The following is a 19,155-nucleotide window of genomic DNA, read 5'->3' on the forward strand; positions in this document are numbered from 1 at the left end:
TGCCACCGACCGTTTACGAGCGGGCGATGGTGTCAAAATTACCTATCGAGGTGTCCGGAATTAGTTGACCACTACACTCGGACTCGTCCGTATCACGCGGCTCTGTCCACGCCAGGTACGCCTCTACCTCGGGTTCGTTTGAGATCGCCTCGCCAGGATGCAGCTCTGCAATCAAGCGTTTAAGCAGCACGGCATGCCTCTGAACCCAACGCTCCTCTCGCAACGGATGGGCATAGAACAAATAGAGGTAGATGCCTCGCTGGTAGGCTTCCAGAAGCGTCGTGTTCAACGCCAAGCCGCGCTCTATGAAGCGGTGAAGCCTTGTCCTGATCTGGATAGGTCTCCTCAAACCTGCACGCTCAGCCAGATGAAGCAAACACTTGGCGATCATTTCAACGCTTTCGTGTGCATGACCGCTAACGGCCAGATGCGCTCTCGCCCTGCGAATACCCTCAACGAATGTTTTGGGCGTATACCTCGAGCTGTTGGCATCTGAGCGATAGGCGCTCCAGTAGTGCTCCAGAGCCTTCGGGAATTGCTCCTCCTTGTAGTTCTTTAGCCGGTGAACGGCGCCGATCGCATGCACCCCATCCTTGCGATCTGAGACAGGCAGGCACCGGGAAACCAGCTGCGCAAACGCACCGAGAACGCCGCTTGTATCGTCGTCAGGGAAGACAAAGATCGTGTTTGGACAAACATCGCCGGCCCTGCCCCTCCCGATCAATCCCCCGGCAATGGGAGCGACTGCGAAGTTGTTCGCCAAGGAAGCAATGGCCTGGTTGAATCGAAAGCTGGTGGAGATATCGATTGTCTCCCCATGAGGAAAAGCGCCATCAGACTCGCCGTCACCCTCAAAAATCTGCTGATTGGGATCCCCTACCCTGACCACGACTGTATTAACGGCATCGCGTGGAAACACGTGGTTCAAGAGCTGATTCTGCACGACATCCGTGTCCTGCATCTCGTCGATGAGCACGCAGGGGAACCGCGCTTGCAGCGACTGAGCGACATTTGGCTCCTGCTCAATCATGGCCTGGCCGAGCGTGAAGACCTCGTCATAGCAAAAGTAACCTTCCGAAGCGGCAGCGCCCATGGCTCTACCTAGTTTTCCGTATGAGGGAGCCTCGGGTGAGCAAATGTAGTGCACACCCCCGAGCGGATCCGAAAAATCAGCTGTTTGAAGACGAAGATCAGCAAGCCTTTTTTCTTTTTTGCCAAGGAAAGCCTCCATATTTCTCCATTCGTGTCCCAGCGCCCTACCCCTGGCACGCCCGGTCGCCTCGTCATCGATCATTACCAGCGGGTGGCCATTCGACCGCAACCAGGGCGACGCCAAAAACCGCATCACAAATCCATGGATGGTGTCGATGAAATGGGGGTATCTCAGCAGCCTCTGGCCAACCTCCGTGGCGCCCAACCGACGCTCGATCTCTTCACGCGCCGCATTGGTGTGCGAAAGCACACAAATCCCCTGAGTACGGCTACGCCAGTGACGACCAAGGATGGCGAGCTTGGCAACCACCAGGGTGGTCTTGCCGCTCCCGGGGCATGCAGCCACATCGAGCGTATCGAGACGTTTGAGAAACGCCCTCCGAGGCTCATCCAGATCGCGCAGCGACATAAGCTCGCTGACCCATGCGATGTCTGCATCCGTGACTGGCGGGACAAGATCCTGGAGCCGCATTACGCAGGTTCCTCCATACCGGCTGCTTGTGCATCGGCCGTGGTTGCAGGATCTGGTGGCTCTGGTGTTTGAGCCAGGATAGGGCCGCCGGTGGCGTAGTCGATCGCTTCAACGACATAGGTCGGTAGCGCTGTACGCAAGCTCGCCTGATCGAGCTCACCCTCATCAAATGCCAGCTGCAACAGGTCGACCAGGTGCTGTGCGGTGATCGACTTGGAGCCGGAATCCACAAGACGGTAGATCTCCGTGGCACGCTCCTCATCGTTGGGGTACCGAGTCTTGAGGGCCTCCAGCGCCTTGCTTGCCCTCTCGAGGACTTTCTCCCGAGTCAACTTACGCTCGTTGATCTTCGCGTCATGCAGAGCCAGCATCGCGGCTCGATGCACCCAATCCATGAGTCCCCCGACAGCCAGGTCATACTCGAGCGTCCAATGATTGGCCACGAAGGTTTTCACGTTCTGGCCATCGCCACGTGTCCGTTTTTGTCGATGAGCCGCTAGCTTGGGTTCTCGCTCAACATCAGTAGCGCCGAAGTCGCTCAGCACGCGCCACCGGCGAGGCGCCGGCTTACCATTGGATGTAAGCTTGTTCTGGTTCAGCCCCATGATGGCTGGCGCGCAATCAGGCATCACGTCCATGTCGGTGATGCAAGCTGTGGGGATCTGAATGACGCCTTCAGACTCATCGGCGCGCTGCATGATGTGCGCATATCGACGCAAACCAACCCCACCGACGTTGACGATCGACACACCATGCTCGGTCAGGTCACGCCCAAGCAGCCGGGCCAACGCCGGCAGAAGAATTGCCTCAGCATCCCCTTCAACGATGAGCAGCCCCTTGGCAAAGAACAGGCTGGCTTTGGTGACATCCAGGAAACGACTCAAAAACCGATAGTCATCAACCGACAGTTTGGTTCGCCCCTGCGCCATGGAGAACGCACGCTGACCTTGAATGAGCACGAGGTTTTCCAAGGCAATCTTGGAGCTCAGGTTGGGGCTGTGCGTTGTCAGAATCACCTGGACGGGCCGTGTTTGCGCTTGTTCTTGAACGTGTTCCTGAGCTTGGGCTTGAGGCTGGGAGGCTCGCTCCAGGAACTCCATCAGTCTGAGTTGGCGCTGCGGATGAAGGTGCGCCTCTGGCTCTTCGATAAGCAGCAGTGGCAGACCGTCTGGCTCCTTGCCCAGCAGGAGGAGCTCGCAGCCCATGAACAGCAGATTATTGGAGCCCAGGCCGTAACTGCCCTTTGCAAGCCCCGAGCCCTTGTCCAACAGTCCCAATTCGAGGCGCTCAAGAATCTGTTTGAGCTTTGTGGTCTCACTGCCGCTGTCGCCGAAGCCCAGATGGCTATGAAGTGGTTGTCCAGCCAGTGAGAGAGGTTCCAGATAGCGCTCGTTGATCGTCGCTTGGGCAACCCTGATTGCTCCATGGCCTCTGACGAGCTCACGCATGTAATCGCCCATGCCGGCAATGCTCAGGCCGGAAGCCTCGGCTGTTGACGCCGGCGGAGCCGTACCTACGTAGGACTCACCGGTTTCGATTCCCGGAAAGCTGGACAGAACTTGGGACAAGCGAGAGTTACGACCCGGCGACATCTCACGTTCAGCATCCCGCAAAGGCTTCAAGTAGGCGGTCGCCAGTAACTGGCGCGCTCCAACGTCCAGGGCCGGCCCCTCTCCGCGCGCCCCACAGCGGACTTGGATATCGACCCAGCGACGTGACGCAGTCGGCAACGCGAGTCGACGTGCTGACCAGTGCACATGAAGCAGGCCCTCGCCACCAGAAAACGTTACGTACTCAGCAAAGGCTCCGAGTTCCAGCGTGGATAACCCGGACAGCGTGCAAACCAGGGTGATGTCCGTCGCAGGCTCGCCATTCCTTGTGACATGGAAGTCCTCCAGTTCAAGCCGAAGGAAGTCCGAGTCACGGGACTGCAGGACGTGCCGGATGGCGTCGATTACTGCGGTCTTGCCGGCATCATTCTCCCCTACAAGCGCAGTGACGCCCTCGTTAAAGTGGATGACAAAGCCTGGAGTCAGATCGCCAAACTGGCGGAAATTACGGATAGACAGCGCTGAAAGGTACATCCCCACTTCTCCCTAAGCCTGGCTTCAATCGGTCTCTGGGCTTCCAAGCCGAACGCAATGTGACTGGCTATATGCCACAGACTGGGGCAAGGCGCTATCTCGAGCAGCTGCTATCTGTAATGGAGAGTAATGGATAATAGGAATTGTAGAGCGGTGAAAGTTGGTCAGGACGGTCAGTGATCGAAACGATCCCGCCCGAAGACCAGGCGGAAAAATCCCACTTGGTGCGGAACTCATCCGAACATAGGCTGGCTTGTTGCCAACAGCTCTCAAAAAGCGAGATGACGTTGATGCTCGTAGGCGTAGTCGTCCCGTATCATCGACCGCAGGATGCTGACCGGCAGGTACTACAGCGCCACCCTCTACGGAGTAAAGAGAGCTTCAGTGAATGGGAGTAGGACGGCTGGCAACACTATTAGCATACTGAATAGCGCCGTCAATCCGTTGAAGCAAAAGTTTGTTGGTGATACGTGTAGTCTCATAAAAATGTCCAAGATGCTGGGCATTAAGATCGTAAAAACCTTTCATAAGGCAATCAGTCAGGTGAGCCAGCTTCGCAGGAGGCAGTTTTCGAACAATACGCCAAGGGCCGAGAATGTCATAGTCTAGCCTGGTCGGCCTCATTGTTCGGATGACCCAAGTCGCCCGCGCCGCTAAGTTCAACCTATCTGCCTGCCATAACCAGAAACGATTTGGGTGCCTCAAGTCGATTAGCGGAGGTGAAAATTTACTTTCTGCCCCTTCATTCGACCTGATTGAGTAACCCAAAATCTTCCAGGCAACCACGTCCACCTGTAATGCCACAACAAAATAATAGTGCGAATAGGCTCCACTGATATGTACGGTACAACCAGGTATCCAGTAAATCGTCGTGATTTTATGCATCATTGCTAATAGCTATTCAACTTAGGACTGTTAAGATCGGCAATGCTCAGGTACTTAGACTGGTAGCTCTTAAGCTCTGAGGCAAGTAACCTAAGCACCCCGGGATAATTATCCAGCCTCGACCATACTTGGTCGGTACTCCACGGAGCGAAGTACCCCTCACGTAGGGCCTTAAAGGCTTGCGCACTGCTAATCCATCCCAAAGCGATTGCGCTGAAATAAAGCGCGTACAGCCTCGCCAGGCAAGTGCTTCTATAGACTTCCTGATAAAAATTACCATGAATTCCAGGGGCCGTATAAGGATGAGCCCCACCCCAGTTATCGAAGGCCACCTTTGGATAAGCGTGATGGTACGCAGGCATCATCATTGCTCGCATGAGGGTAAGCATAAACATTTGCACCTTCAGACTCTCATCTGACTTGGATGCCCGCCTTATTAGCTTTTGGAGTTGCTTTTGTGCTTTCAGCGCAAGGCTATGTGTCACCCTCCCAGCACTACGGATATAATTTTGACTTTCTTTAAATTTTGGCTCATCCCAGTAAGATACAAACGCTTGTACCGCATGGTCGTCATAATTTATGAAAAGCCTTGTTGAGTCTTGAAGTGGCACGCCGTGCAGTTCGCACATTGGCTTGGTCAGATAGCACCACTGCACTTTGCTGACCGGAATGCCAACATGCTCAAAGGACTCCATGAAGCATTCCGAGCAGAATGCTCTTCGAAACTGCGTCGGTATGGTGAGTTGACTGAACTCCGGAAATCGCCTATCCAACCACGCGGGAGATATATCGAAGGTTCGCATGAGTGGCTCAATTAACGTGCTTTCAGACAACAGGTCGCGGTCTGCGAACCGTCCCCCCCAAAGTCCTCGCTCATCTCGTTCTGTAATCTCGCCATCTGGCGAACTATACCGTTCATGGGATATGAACGGTATAGTTGCGATCGAATTGACTCTCCAAATCCATGAGGAAAGAGTTTCGTCTGGAAAAGGTTCCGGAACGGAAATTTTTTTTGACTTCATGGTAGTACCTGTAATTAGTTGGTCAGTGCCAAGGCTTAGTCGAATGCACAACATTCAGCCGCGTGACGAATTTGAGATACACTTTCATACGAGATCGATAAGCTTGGCTCACCCCCAATATGTTTTCCCTCCCCGTTAAATGTTGGGAACACCTTAAGAAGCTCAGCGCAATAGAGCGACTCGCACTCAAAGACGATACGGTCGATTGGCATGTCCGCTTCCCGTTTTCCAGGGCGGGCCATGCAGGGCGGATGAACATCAGTCGCATATAGTCGATTGCACCATTCGAAGAAGGCGTGAATTACATCCTTTATAGAAGATGCGGGTATGAGCCCGGAGACTGGGATCAGCGTCGTAGGACTGTGTTTTATCGCAAAATAGTCTCTGAGCAGCTTTTTATTCCTCGTAGACATAATGACTGTAAAATAGCCTGGAAATTCCAGCAGCTGGGAGAGCTGATCGAAGACCACTTCATGCATGTTGTTTTGATTGGACATAATATCCAGGTCATCAAAGATAATGATCTTTCGAGCGGCTTTTCGGAAAGCAATCAAGCTATCCGGGACACGGCTATGGCTACGAAATTCACTGAAAGGGAACACGGCATGAAGGACTTGTCCGATCATGTTAAGTCGCTCTGAGTAAACTCGCGGCCTCACGACAATCACCTGGCCATGAAATTTCGAAGCGAACGCCTCTAGTATTGAACTAATGCCTACGCCTGCGTGGCCACTTAACATTACAAGTTTTGCGTCATTCGCCTCCGCCATGGCGTCAAGCGCGTCGTAAACCTCGGTACGTTCAGGCCAGCAGTACTGGAAGCCATGAAGGCCTTCCAGTACTGCGCGGGCGATCTCACGTCGTTTACGGAGTGACAGATCACATTTCATCTTATGCGTAAGCCTCCTCCTCAGATGGAATCTCTGCACCGCGCAGTGCATAGTTGAAATTCGCCATGATTTCTTCGATGTTATCAAGGTGACGATGGTTGATGTGCTCAGAGCCATCAATGATGCTAGCCATCGCCGATGCCTGCAGGATTTTAACGACGTTATCGGTAATCCCCTGCCCCTTGTTCATAATCTTGAGAAACAGCTCCTGATCTTGGAAATTCGTTTTATTTTTCAATGGCAGGTGGCGGATATAGGTGGACACGAAATTCCTAAACTCCGGGCCATTTTCCCACCCGTTGAGGGCCACTACCGGATATCGACGTTCAAGCTGGGGATCCTGTCGAAGTACGCGCGCGGCAGCCGGCACCCCGAACGCAAACACTGAAAGACCGTAGGTAGAACCTGACAGATTCTTCAACAAAGAAAGATTGATACGCTGCTGGAGCTCGGTCAAAGTAAGTGCGTCATGAATTTCGTCAATCACAATCGCACGAATATTTTCTGTTCTGATTATGTATTGAAGTTCAGGGGTAATGTTATGGCCTTGCCGCGCCCTTCGACCAACCCCAAGCCCCAGCTCGGCCAGAATCAGATCCTTCAGTGAGTAGCCATTAGGGCTTTGGTGCATGGTTACAAAAATCATTTTGTTTGGATTTGTAGCATTTCTAGCTTTCATTTCGGTAATCAACGCTGTCTTACCTCCTCCTCCAGGGGCTGTGACAAGCATGCTGGGTGCGTTAATTTTGTTACGCATCTTCATTGCCAGCTCCATCCGCATGATGATTTTCTGAGCACTAGGATGATGCACCCAAAAATCGTCGGAGCATGTAATCAAGCGAACATCATCCGGCTGATTGAAGTGGATGCGAGATGCGGGATTTACGTGAGAGTAATCAGGCACTTAGAATCGCTCAAATATTAGCGCATGCATCCCTATCTCTTGCGGGTATTGCCTGAGTCTGTAACCTGCGGTCGCAGTACCTGTTTTCGTAGCCCTGACTAGCTCGACAGGAGCTACGAGCACTTTCAAGCCTCCCGATAGCAGATGCAGGATCATGCGCACTGGTTTAGCTAATAGTTAGATTATGACTTGTTGCTTTCGTAAAAGATTGGAGGTTCGTCATAGTCAGTAGCGTCCGACTTTCTGAAGAAACTTCCGAAGTCAAAAATATTGGATTTGCTTGATCCCTTCCTATGGTTTTTGGACTTGCCACTGGGTTGTTTTACACTGTTACTACTCATACCGGAGTGAGTGTTGGTAGGATTATCATGGACATTAGAGCTACTTGGCGCGTTGTCACCCCCCGACTTATGCCCATGCAGGGCTGCCTGTTTCTTGTAGTCAGCCTTCCCCTTTTTGGCTTTCCGAGTACGTTTTTCCTGAGTGGTTAGCTTCACCTCCTGTTTCTTTTGCTTGGTTACTTCACCATACGATTGAGCCCCTTCTTTCGTCATGGTGCCATCCCGATCTCCCTTCTGCTGGCGCTGCCAGCGGTACATTTCATAGTCAGAGCTCCTGTTAAAACCATTGCGTACACAACGAATTTTTTCAAAGATATCTCCAAGCTTTACATATATGAAACTCAAGTCATAGGGATCATATTTAACAGTGAGCTTTTCCCGCACCAACTCCTTCAGTGAGCGCTCGTAGTAGAACCTGCGGAAAATCTCAATGCCACCGGGCACAACCTGCTTACTCGGGACTTCTGGGTAGAAGCGGTACTTGAAGTCTTCATGGTCGGAAACATTCAAAATCCGGTTGTGTGGTTTTTTGGCGAAATGGCCGTCCCATGCTTCCGCCGGAGTCTTGCCCAGTTCTGAGTGCTTGGTCTGATGGTAAGCATGCAGGGTGTAGGCAACGATACGCCTCAGGCCGGTTAATCCGATCGCAGCGCTCTTATGACTCTTCAGATGCTTACCCTGCTGGGCATTGGAGCCTGTAGTGCCTGGCAGTGAGTGCATCGTCCGGAGCATCAACTTGCCAATGAGACTCTCAATGTGCCCCCCTTGGTGCTTCGCGGGGATGTCTCGGTGCTCAACCTTGATGCCAAAATCCTTGGCATTGAGGACGAACACGTCTGAGACGAACTCTTTGGCATTGTCGGTGTGGATGACCTCTGGAAGCCCATGGTAAGGAAGCAGGTGTTCCGGGATTCCTAGGCCTTGCAGGAACGCCGCCTTTGGCAAAGCGCAGCTCTCCATCAGCATTGCCACCGAGACAGCGCTCGGCGGAAGCAGTGAAACGTAGAACCCCAGTATGACGCGGGTATGCAGGTCGACGGCGACGCTGATGTAAGGGCGTCCCAGCACGATGGTTCGGTCGTCCTCATCCACCACCATCAGGTCTACAACCGTGTGATCAATTTGCACCCACTCCAGAGGACGCGTGGTGATCTTGTAGCCAGGTTTTGCTCCGTATCTATGCTTTCTCTGGTCTCCTGTGTGAGTTAAGCTATACAATAGGGCCTCGCTTTTAGCTTTAATCCAAGTCGCAACCGTGTGATAACTCGGCCTCAGCATTCTTCGGTTATCAGCTTGCGTTTGGCACTGCTTCCACACCCCAGCCACGGTCTTGCATGAGGGGTAATGTTCTTCGAACATTTCCTCAACCAGCTTCAGCGTCTCAGGATCGGTGACCGTCAGGCCTGGCTTTCGCCCTCTTTGATCAGACACCAGCACCCTGTAACTCTTAGCGCCCTGCATGTACCTCAGCAGCTTGTAAAAGCGAGATTTCTTGAGGTTCAGGATCTCCATCGCCACCACAGCGCTGATCTTTCCGGCCAGGTAGTCGTTGAGAACGTCGTACCGGCCATCCGCCTGCTTGTGTCGTTCGATCTCGCCCACTTCACTGCCTGCGGTTAAGGTCGCCTCCATGCGGGCTGGGTGGGTGTTGTCGTTGTGTGAGCTGGCGCTGAGGGTCTGTACTTCGGGATACTTTTCGTCTGAGTTAAGCTCAGTCATTTCTTCATTCTCTGATTTGTGGTCAGACGTAAAGCCTCATCGCATGTGCCATTACCGCCTCGTCGCTCTCTCCCCAACTCCTCCTGTGGTATAGGAGCGCGAACGTCCCATTGCATGGGTGCATGAACAACCTAAGCTTCACGACGACCACTTTCGATTTATTAAAGAGCGGGTTGTATCTGCCCAGCGACTGAGCGGGGCGCAGTAAACCCAAATCAAAATAATTGGTCAATAGTGGTCGCCGGCCAAATCAATATATAAATAAACCAACTTTTAATTTTGGTTATAAGGTTTTTAAAATTCACTGAAGCGCCCGCACTACGGGGCTTTCAGAATTTATTTGAATTTCTTAGTAGTCATGGTTTTTCCCTGTTTTTCTAGCATTTAAAGGATTATTGGCTTCCAGTTATAACTTCCAGTTATCGGCTAAAAGCCCAAAATTTTTCCTGCATTCCAAAATCGTCTAAAAATAGATAAAATTTTTTGAGCGCTATTGTCGGTCAATGAACTGCTGAACTAATCAAGTATATATAGATATATTGAGGGCGCGCTTTCGGAGATATTGGAGACTCATTAAATCTAATATTGGAAATATTGAGCTAGGGATTTTATGGGGGCTTATTGGTTTAGGGGGGGGTTAGGGGCTAAGGAATAAGTGGAAAGATCAGGCTTTGTACGGACGGTATTCGGGCGTACGCCAGGGAAGGCGGCAGCAGGCAGCGGCAACCAGGCTGCGCCGAGGCGGGGTTGCCAACTCTAGGATTGGTCAGGCCGCCTCGGTAGGAAATGCTGTGTGCAGTGGGTGTCGCGGCTCTTGAGAAGCAGGTAATCCGCGTCTACGAGTAGCTGGCTCACGAGTCACTGACAGGGAATAGAGCTTCCTCCCTTTCGGCGCTTTCCAATCGCGCTTTTCTCCGATGTTCCTGACCTCTCCGAATCCTGACTGATCATTGATTCCTTTGGCGCCGGGCTCCTTTATCACTTTGGTATTGAGCTCATTGATCACCCCTGGTGCCAAGCGTGCGTTGCGGAGCAATGCACCTGTACTTACTCACCTTGATATGAACACTTACGTTCCTTGAATAACCTTGATCAGCCTTGAAAAGCCTTGATATGCACCTTTTTGAAGCGCGCGGCGATGCGCTGGTAGTTGCGCCCCAGCAACTGATCAGCTGCCGTCGTGATGTGCGCTTTGATGTGGTCGGAATAGCGCCCCTTGCTCTGGTTCACCTGGTACATACACCAGAGAAGCACGAGGTATGCATCCATTCCCCGGCTTTCGCAACGTTCCGAGGTCGACCAGGCTAACTGGTTCGAGATACCGTTGCTGCCTGTCTTAAAGTCTCCACTCGAATGGATACCCGTTCCCTTCATACGGTTGGGCTCGGCCACAGCGTCCAGCCATTGCCGAGCATCGCTATGCGAGCCTAGGGCCGGTACACGCGTTTAGCGTTATCATGGAAGAGCTTCTGTTTGTCTGCGGTGGGCAGGTGTTCCATAGAACCCGAAGGTCAATATTAGGAGGTCTGGCTTATGCATTATTTGCCTTGGGCCGAATTGTGAGTTCCTACTTGTTCGGAACAGGCTTCACTGAGAATGCGGACGCTAAAGGTTTGTGAATTGCCATGTTCTCAAGGGGGCTTCGCCAAATTGGAAAATAGCCCAACGGCCTACCTGGCCTTGCGTCTGCATCACATCGTCTTCGATGGCCAGCGCTCGCTGACACACAGGAGGGTGATCACACGCCACCAACCGCTACCCAGATGACAGCGTTGAGCAAAACGCAACGGTGCGAGAAGATGCCCTTTCATCCCCCATGGAGTAGCGCGATTAGCCGATCCCTTCTCTTTAGGGGGGCCGCAGCGAAGTCCAACCGATACTTCAGCTTAATGTGTCGAAGAGAGAGCAATGGCGGAATTAACCTGTATTCGTGAGGCTGCTTCCCCTGAGGCGGTTCACATTGTCTTCATCCACGGATTGGGCGGTCATTTCCGAGGGACGTGGATGTCGAACGCAAACGACCACACTACCCTCTGGCCCCAATGGCTAGGCGAGGACACAGGCAGCACTGTTTGGCTACTCAGCTACGACGCAGCGCTCTCTGGATGGACTGGCGATGCAATGCATCTTGTTGATCAGGGCGTGGCCTTGATGACGGCGCTAGCGCACGAAAAAGCGTTGCGAGGGAAGCGCCTTGTCCTAGTCGGGCATAGCCTCGGCGGCCTGGTAATTAAGGCCGGAATGGTGCACGTTGCCACACAGGATTCACCACGTTTAAGCCCTGCTTTGAACTCAATCTCAGCGGTTGTTTTTGTTGGCACACCTCACCAAGGTGCTAGCCTCGCGACGGTGGCCTCCGCAGTATCGGGGGTGCTGCGTACGAATCCTCAAGTCAGGAACATGCAGCAAGACGATGGCTGGCTGAAAAGCCTGAACGGCCAGTTCCAGAAACTCCAGCGCGAGTTCGCCTTCCATGTCCACGTTTTCTTTGAGACCCACGGCTACCTTGTCGGCAGAAAACTATGGAGGCTTCAGCTCGGTAAACGGGTCGTCATCGTGGATCGCAACAGCAGCGACCCTCAAATTCCGGGGGCGACACCAACACCCCTTGAGTTTGATCATATTCAGATTGCCAAACCTGGAAGCCGAAAGGCCACTCTGTACAAAGCGATGGTTGCAGTTATCGAGGAGGCCTCGTCCAACATTGATAAAGGTCTTTCTCCTACCAGCAATCATCAACCTCAACTGACAGACATCGAAGACAGACACGAAGCAGGCCCCGTCGCGCCCGCCTCTCGGGAATCTGCACCGGAAGCATCTACCCTTACCACCGAACAACTGCGTCAGTTCGCACGGAAATTACTGGACAGCGGACTGCCCTCGTCCATTTCTTCAGTCTTTCCCGACGCTACAGCAACCGCATCGCAAGCTCTGACGACGTTGTCGGCAATTGATCGTTTCGTAATTGAAGGCGGAGATGAAAAAAATAGGTCTCTAGCCCGACACACGCTCCAAACACTCACAAGCTTGGATGCGCCCAAGCACTTGGTGATTGCAGCGCCTGGATCAGGTAAAACCCACGCTTTGTGGAAAGCCGCAGATTGGCTGTTTTCGAGCTCAGGGCTAATCCCGCTATTTCTTCCCATCGGTGGTCTCACTACGTGGAGCCAAGTCAGGAGCATCATTTCAGATGTCTCCCCAGATCTCTCTCCAGATCAGATTTTGCGTGACTCCAGGATATGTGTCTGTATTGACGGGTGGTCAGAATTTGCTGCCGATGAGCACATTGGTGAAAAATCCAAGGCGCTACGGGTGTTGCAAGAGGCACGTGTCATCGCCAACGCCCGGCATTCGGAAGCTAGCGATTCGGCGTTCAAAATATGGAAGCTTGAGCCCCTCCCTCTCAACACTGTGTCCAGTGCAGTCGCGCAAGCTCGCCCCGGCTCACCTGAGATACCTGAACGCCTCCTTGATCTACTGCGCTTGCCACTGATGCTCTCCCTGTTCCTTCTTTCAGGTAAGAATGAAGGGACGGCAGGCGCGCTGCTGCAGGAATTCCATGCACGCCTTACACGCAATATGCCCGAGAAATTCAGCGACGCCCTCAGCAGGGCAATAGCAACAGTCACGGCATTAGGGGATAGATCCTACAGTCGGTTCATCGCACAACTTCGCAAGCACGCTGATGACCTGAACGTCCCTGAACCCATACGCCTATTGGAGTCCTTGGGGTCGATCAGCAATCGCACTGGCCAGGCAGTCCCTGTGCATGATCTCTATTGGAGCTGGCTCTGCGGGCGCGGTTTTTTGCAGGATATAGGCACCGAATATGCCATCACGCGGTTGTCCACCCGCGAAAGCTATACTTTAGCTCTACAATCCGGAGAATCTGTCCGCCCTTCTCTCGTTGAGGCCGCAGTCGAATTCGACTGGCTGCTTGCTGCTAAATTACAGACGGAAGCAGGATCACATCAGATTTTTGCCGAGGCACTGGCGCTTGGCTTGTCTGATCCCCGTTTGGCGGTTCGGGGAAGATCTGCCCTTGCGGGCTTGATGAGCCAAAACCCAAGATACCTCGCCCAAGCACTACAGACTCTCAGCGAACTCGATACACACCGCGTGCCAGGGAAAGATTGGCTAAATGCTTTAGAGCCTGTGGTGCTTTTTCCGCTGAGGGGGGTCATTGCCGAGTGGGTAGGATCTCCAGGCACAAGCTATCTGCTGGAGTCCATCGCTGGAAAAGGCAACTCAGAATGGGTGAACTGGCTGGAACAGATGGCAACAGCCGGCAAAATTGGGTGGGATGATGCGCTCGCAACAGCTCTGGCCTGCACTTCTGGAATACCGGTTTGGGGCTTCGACCACCTATACGATCTGTGTCAACATGCACCTTGGAAGCTCAGGCAAGCAGCACTACGACGATCCAACGCAGCCTTGGCATTGACCCTTGCTCGCGACTACCGCCGTGTGATCGAGCAAGCTGCATCAGGCGGCTCAAGTGGCTGGATAGACATCAATCGAGTGATATTGGACTGCGGGACTGACGAGGCTTTCGAAAGACTCTTGGCGGACTTTGGTGATATGACTGCTAAAGCTCAGGAGGTCGTAGGTTTTGCTATCGTAGATCGAGGAGGCCAGTGGGTATCGAGGTTTCAAAAGGCTGCCTTTGCCCTGCCTAAATCGCATCCTCGCCATACGCATCATTACAAGCTTGAAGAAGTGATGTCCCTGGACATTGACGATGAAACAGCCAGAAGATGGATTGCTACGGGTTATAGCAAACCTGGCTGGCGTGTGCTGATCGCCCGCCATAGGCTTAGGATGCTCCCAGAATTGGTCGCTGCCTTACCTCCTAGTTTCTCAGGTATACGTCATGTCCCAGAGCTTGAGTACATCGCGTACCTAGACAGCGCACCCGAATCTCTAATTCCAGAAATTTGGAGTCGAGTACAAGGATCGATGGAGCCAAAGACAGCCGAGGATGTTTTGCGCGCGGTGGCGACCATTAAGCCAAGAGGAATGTTAAGCATTGTTGGCTTTTTAAAAAGTATCCAGTTCTCATTACCAGCATACCACCTGGATGTCGTACTTCAACTCTATAATGATTGGCAAAAAGAGACTCGACAAAATATAATAATTGAAAAAGATGGGAGACATCTGCCGCTAGATGAACACCTTGCTTTATGTGCACTATCAGGCGAATGGGACGAACATACTATACCCTCAATACTTTCTAGATGCCCAGCAGTTGCGATCATCGCCGTTATACATAAATTCTCAGATAACAATATCAACCAGCAGCTGATCTTGCTTCGCTTGAAAGTTAGTGCATTCCATGACGAACTGTTCAATGTCATGCTTGCCAAATCATCAATGGCTAGGTTGATTCCAGACGTTTTCAGCGACTGCTTTGAGTCCTTTCCAGAATCCGCTGTAATGGCAGCTATGTGCTGCACATACATAGACCAAGATAAACTTTCATATGCACTAAGCCACTCAAGCAATCCACTTCATCGTCGTGCACATGCCGAGTTAATTATCCGAGAGCTTCACAAACCAAACCCAACTTTCAACTATAAAAAAACAGCCAATCTCTTGAGATCTCACCCAAAGTACGACCTGATCAATTTACTTAAAGAGGTCTTTTTGACAGCAGGCTTGGACACCACGGACGAGAACGCCTTATGCCTTATACGCCAGATAGAGGCAGTTCGAGGGGAGCTTTTGATAACCGAGGCGGGGGTATTCTTTCCATAGCTGTCAGTACCGATGAAAAACTGACCCACCGATCAGTTTTGCATCGGTACTGACAGCTTGAAGCGCAGATTAAGGCGTGGCACCGGGCCGACGAGATCAGCCGCCAATTAGAAAGGATACCGGGCATTGGCCCGCTGACTGCTAGTGCGTTAGTCGCCTCTATCGGCGATGCGAAGAACTTTAAAAACGGGCGGCAATTGGCCGCCTGGTTAGGTCTCGTGCCTCGGCAGCATTCCAGCGGCGGAAGGCCAACGTTGTTAGGCATGAGCAAGCGCGGAGACGCGTATCTGCGAACCTTGATGATTCATGGCTCTCGCTCAGTGATCTATCGCGCCGGCCAGAAAAACGATCCCGATAGCTGGTTGGTCAAGCTCATCAAACGGCGCAATATCAACGTGGCTGCCGTGGCCTTGGCCAACAAGACGGCCAGGATCGTTTGGGCCTTACTAACCCACAAAAGCGAGTATCAACCGGATTACCGGCATTCGTTGATGACGGCATAGACGAATCGTCGGAGTTTCATCGAGGTAGATCACACCACCGATTGCACAGGCAATCACTTAGTGATGGCAAGACAGGTAAGACCGTGGTCGGCACAACCCTCGCCGGACGAAGCACTTAGAGTGCGTGTAAGCGATTGAGGCGCTGACCAGCAGAACCCATCAGGGACAACGAGCACGTCTCGTAGTGAAAGTCCGGATGTACGGGTGCAATCTTTACCTTCAAACCGTTTCTAAATGAAAGCTTGGCAAACAGGGGGCGTCCATGTACGGATGTGCGTCATCTGCATAGGATATGGCCAGAAGGCTTCGTGCCCCTAGCCGACAGCTCCCAAAGCAGCCGGTGGCCAGGGGCAGAAGCCGACCCATTGCAGCCCCCTCGTAATATCCCAGCCGCAGCGGCACTTATGGAATTTTTTATGACAGTTTTTTCGATCGTGTCTTTTCCTTGACGCTCTAGAGTGAACGCTGAGCTAAATGGCCATTGACGGCGGTAGTGTGGGTAGCGCGCTTGAATCTATGTGCCCCGACCCTTGCTTGGGCGTGAAGTAACAGCTGTAATAAGCCACCCTTCGAAGGCTGCCTTCCAGGTGCCCTTTGATCATTCAGCCGCAATCACACGGCGGGTTACTCTTCGATTGGAAATGGCATGGACGTTTACTACGTTGGTACGGATAGAGCCAAGCGCACTGCACTGCTCGCTGCTGATGCAGATGTGATCCTGTTGCTCTTTGACCGCTGGGACGATTACAACTTCAAGACGACCTTCCCTACGTATTGTCGAATGGGCGGTCAGGTCGTCGAGCTGTGTCCTATCCGAATTCTTTTCGATGGGCAAAAGGTTTCTTACAGCTATCTCGATGAGCTTGTGGCTAATGGTTGGGATGGCAAATTCCCCGTACAGGGCGTGCATTACATCTCCACACCCCATTCGCTTACGTTTTACGAACAGATCGATGGGCATCTTGATTTGAAAACTGCCGCTGAGGTTGCTCAGGTTCTGCGCGACGCCAGCTTCATGGTTCACATCGCAGCTGACCCTGATAGCCTGAGGTTGACGCAAAGCGACGGGTTCTCTAACTCGCTACAGCGTGAGCGGGCTTCGGTAGCTGCCTTTTTAGATGGATGGCGTTTCTTCCAGCAGCTCGGGATCAGCATCGGCAACCTGGTATTCAACTTCAAAGACACCGAGGGGGTCGTACAGCCTCTGCAGCTCAATTTCGGTGCGAACAGCCCGCTACCGCATGACATCAATGTGTTGATAGGGCCAAATGGGGTAGGTAAATCCCAAACCCTCATTCAACTGGTGAGATCGTGGCTCAAACTCAATCCGACCGAAAAGGAGAATGTGGGCTTTCAAGAAGCGGTCAACATCAATCAGGTTGTCGTGGTGTCTTACAGCCCTTTCGAATTGTTTCCGATGAGTAGTGAAGGGGATCGCCACTATGACCCTGGAGAGCGATCTGACAAAGGGGTGTATCAGTACTTTGGTCTCAGAGCCTTTTATCCCATCACCGATGAATTGGGTCAGGAGCGCCAGGGTATAAGGCTCTCACGAGATTGGCCGCGTCGAAATGCCGCCCACTCGCTCATACAGTGCGTGGCTGATGACCAGCGTTATGGAGCGATCAAGAGTTGGTCGGCCAAGGTTCAGACTCTCAAAGACGTTCTGCAAGGGGCCATAGAATTTGATGAGATTGCCCTTGGGACGACCGGCCACTTCGAGCAGGACGCGTTCTTCGAAGAGCCTGCCTGGGTTTCAAGTTTGATTGAGGTCAAGCCGCAGGAAGGTGAACCCAACCTGCCTGATGCCTACCTGCTTGTGGTTCCAACTGAGGTGCATGCGTTAAAAGTAGATGGCATGAAAAAGTACGTGCATGACCGCTCCGGCATCGTATTCATAAAGGATGGCCAACCTGTACAACTCAGCTCCGGGCAACGACTTTTTTCATATATTGTCGCCAATATCCTTGGGGCAATGCGCCGCAACAGCCTTATAGTGATCGATGAGCCTGAGCTTTTCCTGCATCCGACGCTAGAGATTGCATTCGTAGGTATGCTCAAACAGCTCCTGGCCAGCTACGCCTCGAAAGCGCTGCTAGCCACGCATTCTCTCGTGACTGTCCGAGAACTCCCAAGGCACTGTGTACACGTCTACGAGCGCACTCTCGATGGAGTGTTCATCAACCATCCGCCGTTTGAAACGTTTGGCGGCGACATTCAGCGAATCTCCTCTTACGTTTTCGGCGATAAGTCAGTCTCAAAACCATTCGAGGAATGGCTGAAAGTCAAATTGCTGGAGTTCGGATCTGCTGAGGCTTTGATCAATGCACTCGGGGACAATATCAACGAAGAAATGCTGATCCAGATTCACGCGATGGCGGAGGGTAAGTGGTGATACGTCTGGACTTACCACAATTTCATCTAAGCGAGCTTGAGATTGTCGATCAACTGGTGCTGGAACGACAAAATGGTGTCAATCGACTCTATTTCACCGCCATCCATGCAGAGTGGCGAGCGCGGGTCGGCCTTTACATTGCTGTGAATGGAAACCCTGAGACCATAGCGCCTTGGCCTAACGTGAGTGCCAAGGAGGTAGGGGACAGGTTCAGGAATCTCTATCTTTCACCTGGAGCTCAGTCGGTTCAAAAGCCCATTCTGGATGCGCTAAGACGGCGTACATTGACGTATTGTCCTGCTTGTGGAGAGGATGGAACACCGAACACTTTGGATCACTACCTTCCCAAAGATACTTACCCAGAATTTGCTGTCTCTCCCGTGAACCTGTTCCCGATGTGTGATATCTGCCAGGGAGCCAAGGGAACAAAGCTATTGAGCACTGACAATGAGCGATTGTTCCTGCACCCATATTTCGACGCGTTTATTGATACTCAGCTAGTCGAGTTGACCATTGATGGCCCATACAATGCACCGGAAACAATACACTTGATGGCAGCGGAAGGCCTATCTGATGCCAGCCGTTTTTTGATAGAGAGGCACCTGCAAGAGCTGAGCATCCCGTCGCGTTACTATCGCTACTTTTCCGAAGCCTACCTGCGTCTTCTGCGACACGTACAACGGATGAGAAATAAGGGGTTGGATGTCTATTCAAGGCTTGAAGACTTCAGAGACATGGAAGCATTGAAGTCTGTGAATGCTTGGGGGCACATTTTCTATGATGGAGTCCTGCGCAACGACGCCCTGTTGGATTATCTGTTAAACAGTCCAGACCTTCCTCAAGTCTAAGTTTTGTATGAAAAGTGAACCGCCCCTGAATTCGTAGGCACTCGATGGTAACCGTCCGGGCAACACACCTTCCTGACACCGTCGCTTGAGGCGATGGTGTCCACCTAAATTTAAGTGGACACC

At 52.3% G+C, this 19,155-nt stretch carries 11 protein-coding genes and 1 pseudogene; 4 read left to right on the forward strand and 8 right to left on the reverse strand.

Annotated features, from left to right (window positions below; all coding sequences use genetic code 11):
• Positions 1 to 13 precede the first annotated feature (13 nt).
• From AC07T0_RS31435 to AC07T0_RS31470, 8 genes are all read right to left on the reverse strand, one after another.
• The gene (locus AC07T0_RS31435; RefSeq protein ID WP_495004826.1) at positions 14 to 1,684 is read right to left on the reverse strand and encodes a UvrD-helicase domain-containing protein; all 1,671 of its coding nucleotides are present in this window, start codon (positions 1,682 to 1,684) and stop codon (positions 14 to 16) included.
• Positions 1,684 to 3,768 (reverse strand): ATP-dependent nuclease, encoded by a 2,085-nt coding sequence (locus AC07T0_RS31440; protein ID WP_495004827.1) that lies wholly within the window; start codon positions 3,766 to 3,768, stop codon positions 1,684 to 1,686. The genes AC07T0_RS31435 and AC07T0_RS31440 overlap by 1 nt, the downstream gene beginning before the upstream one ends.
• Before the next feature lie 381 nt (positions 3,769 to 4,149).
• Positions 4,150 to 4,656, reverse strand: coding sequence for a hypothetical protein (locus AC07T0_RS31445; protein WP_495004828.1), 507 nt, complete (start codon positions 4,654 to 4,656; stop codon positions 4,150 to 4,152).
• Between the two features lie 2 nt (positions 4,657 to 4,658).
• Complete coding sequence (locus AC07T0_RS31450; RefSeq protein WP_495004829.1) at positions 4,659 to 5,348, reverse strand: hypothetical protein; 690 nt, start codon at positions 5,346 to 5,348, stop codon at positions 4,659 to 4,661.
• 362 nt (positions 5,349 to 5,710) lie between these two features.
• Positions 5,711 to 6,565: an AAA family ATPase gene (locus AC07T0_RS31455; protein WP_495004830.1), complete on the reverse strand. Its 855-nt coding sequence runs from the start codon at positions 6,563 to 6,565 to the stop codon at positions 5,711 to 5,713.
• Position 6,566: 1 nt separating this feature from the next.
• Positions 6,567 to 7,469 (reverse strand): TniB family NTP-binding protein, encoded by a 903-nt coding sequence (locus AC07T0_RS31460; RefSeq protein ID WP_495004831.1) that lies wholly within the window; start codon positions 7,467 to 7,469, stop codon positions 6,567 to 6,569.
• 182 nt (positions 7,470 to 7,651) lie between these two features.
• Entirely contained in the window at positions 7,652 to 9,529 is a 1,878-nt protein-coding gene (locus AC07T0_RS31465) for a TnsB C-terminal domain-containing protein (RefSeq protein WP_495004832.1), read from the reverse strand.
• Positions 9,530 to 10,621: 1,092 nt separating this feature from the next.
• The gene (locus AC07T0_RS31470) at positions 10,622 to 10,921 is read right to left on the reverse strand and encodes a hypothetical protein (RefSeq protein ID WP_495004836.1); all 300 of its coding nucleotides are present in this window, start codon (positions 10,919 to 10,921) and stop codon (positions 10,622 to 10,624) included.
• A gap of 516 nt (positions 10,922 to 11,437) precedes the next feature.
• On the opposite strand from AC07T0_RS31470, the gene AC07T0_RS31475 reads away from it, so the two are divergent.
• The 4 genes and pseudogenes from AC07T0_RS31475 (at position 11,438) to AC07T0_RS31490 (ending at position 19,032) form a co-directional block, all read left to right on the forward strand.
• Positions 11,438 to 15,286 carry an esterase/lipase family protein gene (locus tag AC07T0_RS31475; protein WP_495004833.1) on the forward strand — a complete coding sequence of 1,283 codons (3,849 nt, stop codon included), beginning with the start codon at positions 11,438 to 11,440 and terminating at the stop codon, positions 15,284 to 15,286.
• Between the two features lie 53 nt (positions 15,287 to 15,339).
• Positions 15,340 to 15,789 (forward strand): annotated as a pseudogene (locus tag AC07T0_RS31480) (IS110 family RNA-guided transposase); the annotation flags it as partial.
• A gap of 646 nt (positions 15,790 to 16,435) precedes the next feature.
• Positions 16,436 to 18,184, forward strand: a complete 1,749-nt coding sequence (locus tag AC07T0_RS31485; RefSeq protein ID WP_495004834.1) for an ATP-binding protein — start codon at positions 16,436 to 16,438, stop codon at positions 18,182 to 18,184.
• The gene (locus AC07T0_RS31490; RefSeq protein ID WP_495004835.1) at positions 18,178 to 19,032 is read left to right on the forward strand and encodes a hypothetical protein; all 855 of its coding nucleotides are present in this window, start codon (positions 18,178 to 18,180) and stop codon (positions 19,030 to 19,032) included. The genes AC07T0_RS31485 and AC07T0_RS31490 overlap by 7 nt, the downstream gene beginning before the upstream one ends.
• The last annotated feature ends 123 nt before the right edge of the window (positions 19,033 to 19,155 follow it).

This window comes from Pseudomonas sp. GW821-FHT04D07 (genome assembly GCF_059420225.1).

Bases quoted from the DNA above. Each gene is read 5' to 3' on its own strand.
- AC07T0_RS31435 (WP_495004826.1), bottom strand. From the start codon at position 1,684: ATGCGGCTCCAGGATCTTGTCCCGCCAGTCACGGATGCAGACATCGCA.
- AC07T0_RS31440 (WP_495004827.1), bottom strand. From the start codon at position 3,768: ATGTACCTTTCAGCGCTGTCTATCCGTAATTTCCGCCAGTTTGGCGAT.
- AC07T0_RS31445 (WP_495004828.1), bottom strand. From the start codon at position 4,656: ATGATGCATAAAATCACGACGATTTACTGGATACCTGGTTGTACCGTA.
- AC07T0_RS31450 (WP_495004829.1), bottom strand. From the start codon at position 5,348: ATGGAGTCCTTTGAGCATGTTGGCATTCCGGTCAGCAAAGTGCAGTGG.
- AC07T0_RS31455 (WP_495004830.1), bottom strand. From the start codon at position 6,565: ATGAAATGTGATCTGTCACTCCGTAAACGACGTGAGATCGCCCGCGCA.
- AC07T0_RS31465 (WP_495004832.1), bottom strand. From the start codon at position 9,529: ATGACTGAGCTTAACTCAGACGAAAAGTATCCCGAAGTACAGACCCTC.
- AC07T0_RS31475 (WP_495004833.1), top strand. From the start codon at position 11,438: ATGGCGGAATTAACCTGTATTCGTGAGGCTGCTTCCCCTGAGGCGGTT.
- AC07T0_RS31485 (WP_495004834.1), top strand. From the start codon at position 16,436: ATGGACGTTTACTACGTTGGTACGGATAGAGCCAAGCGCACTGCACTG.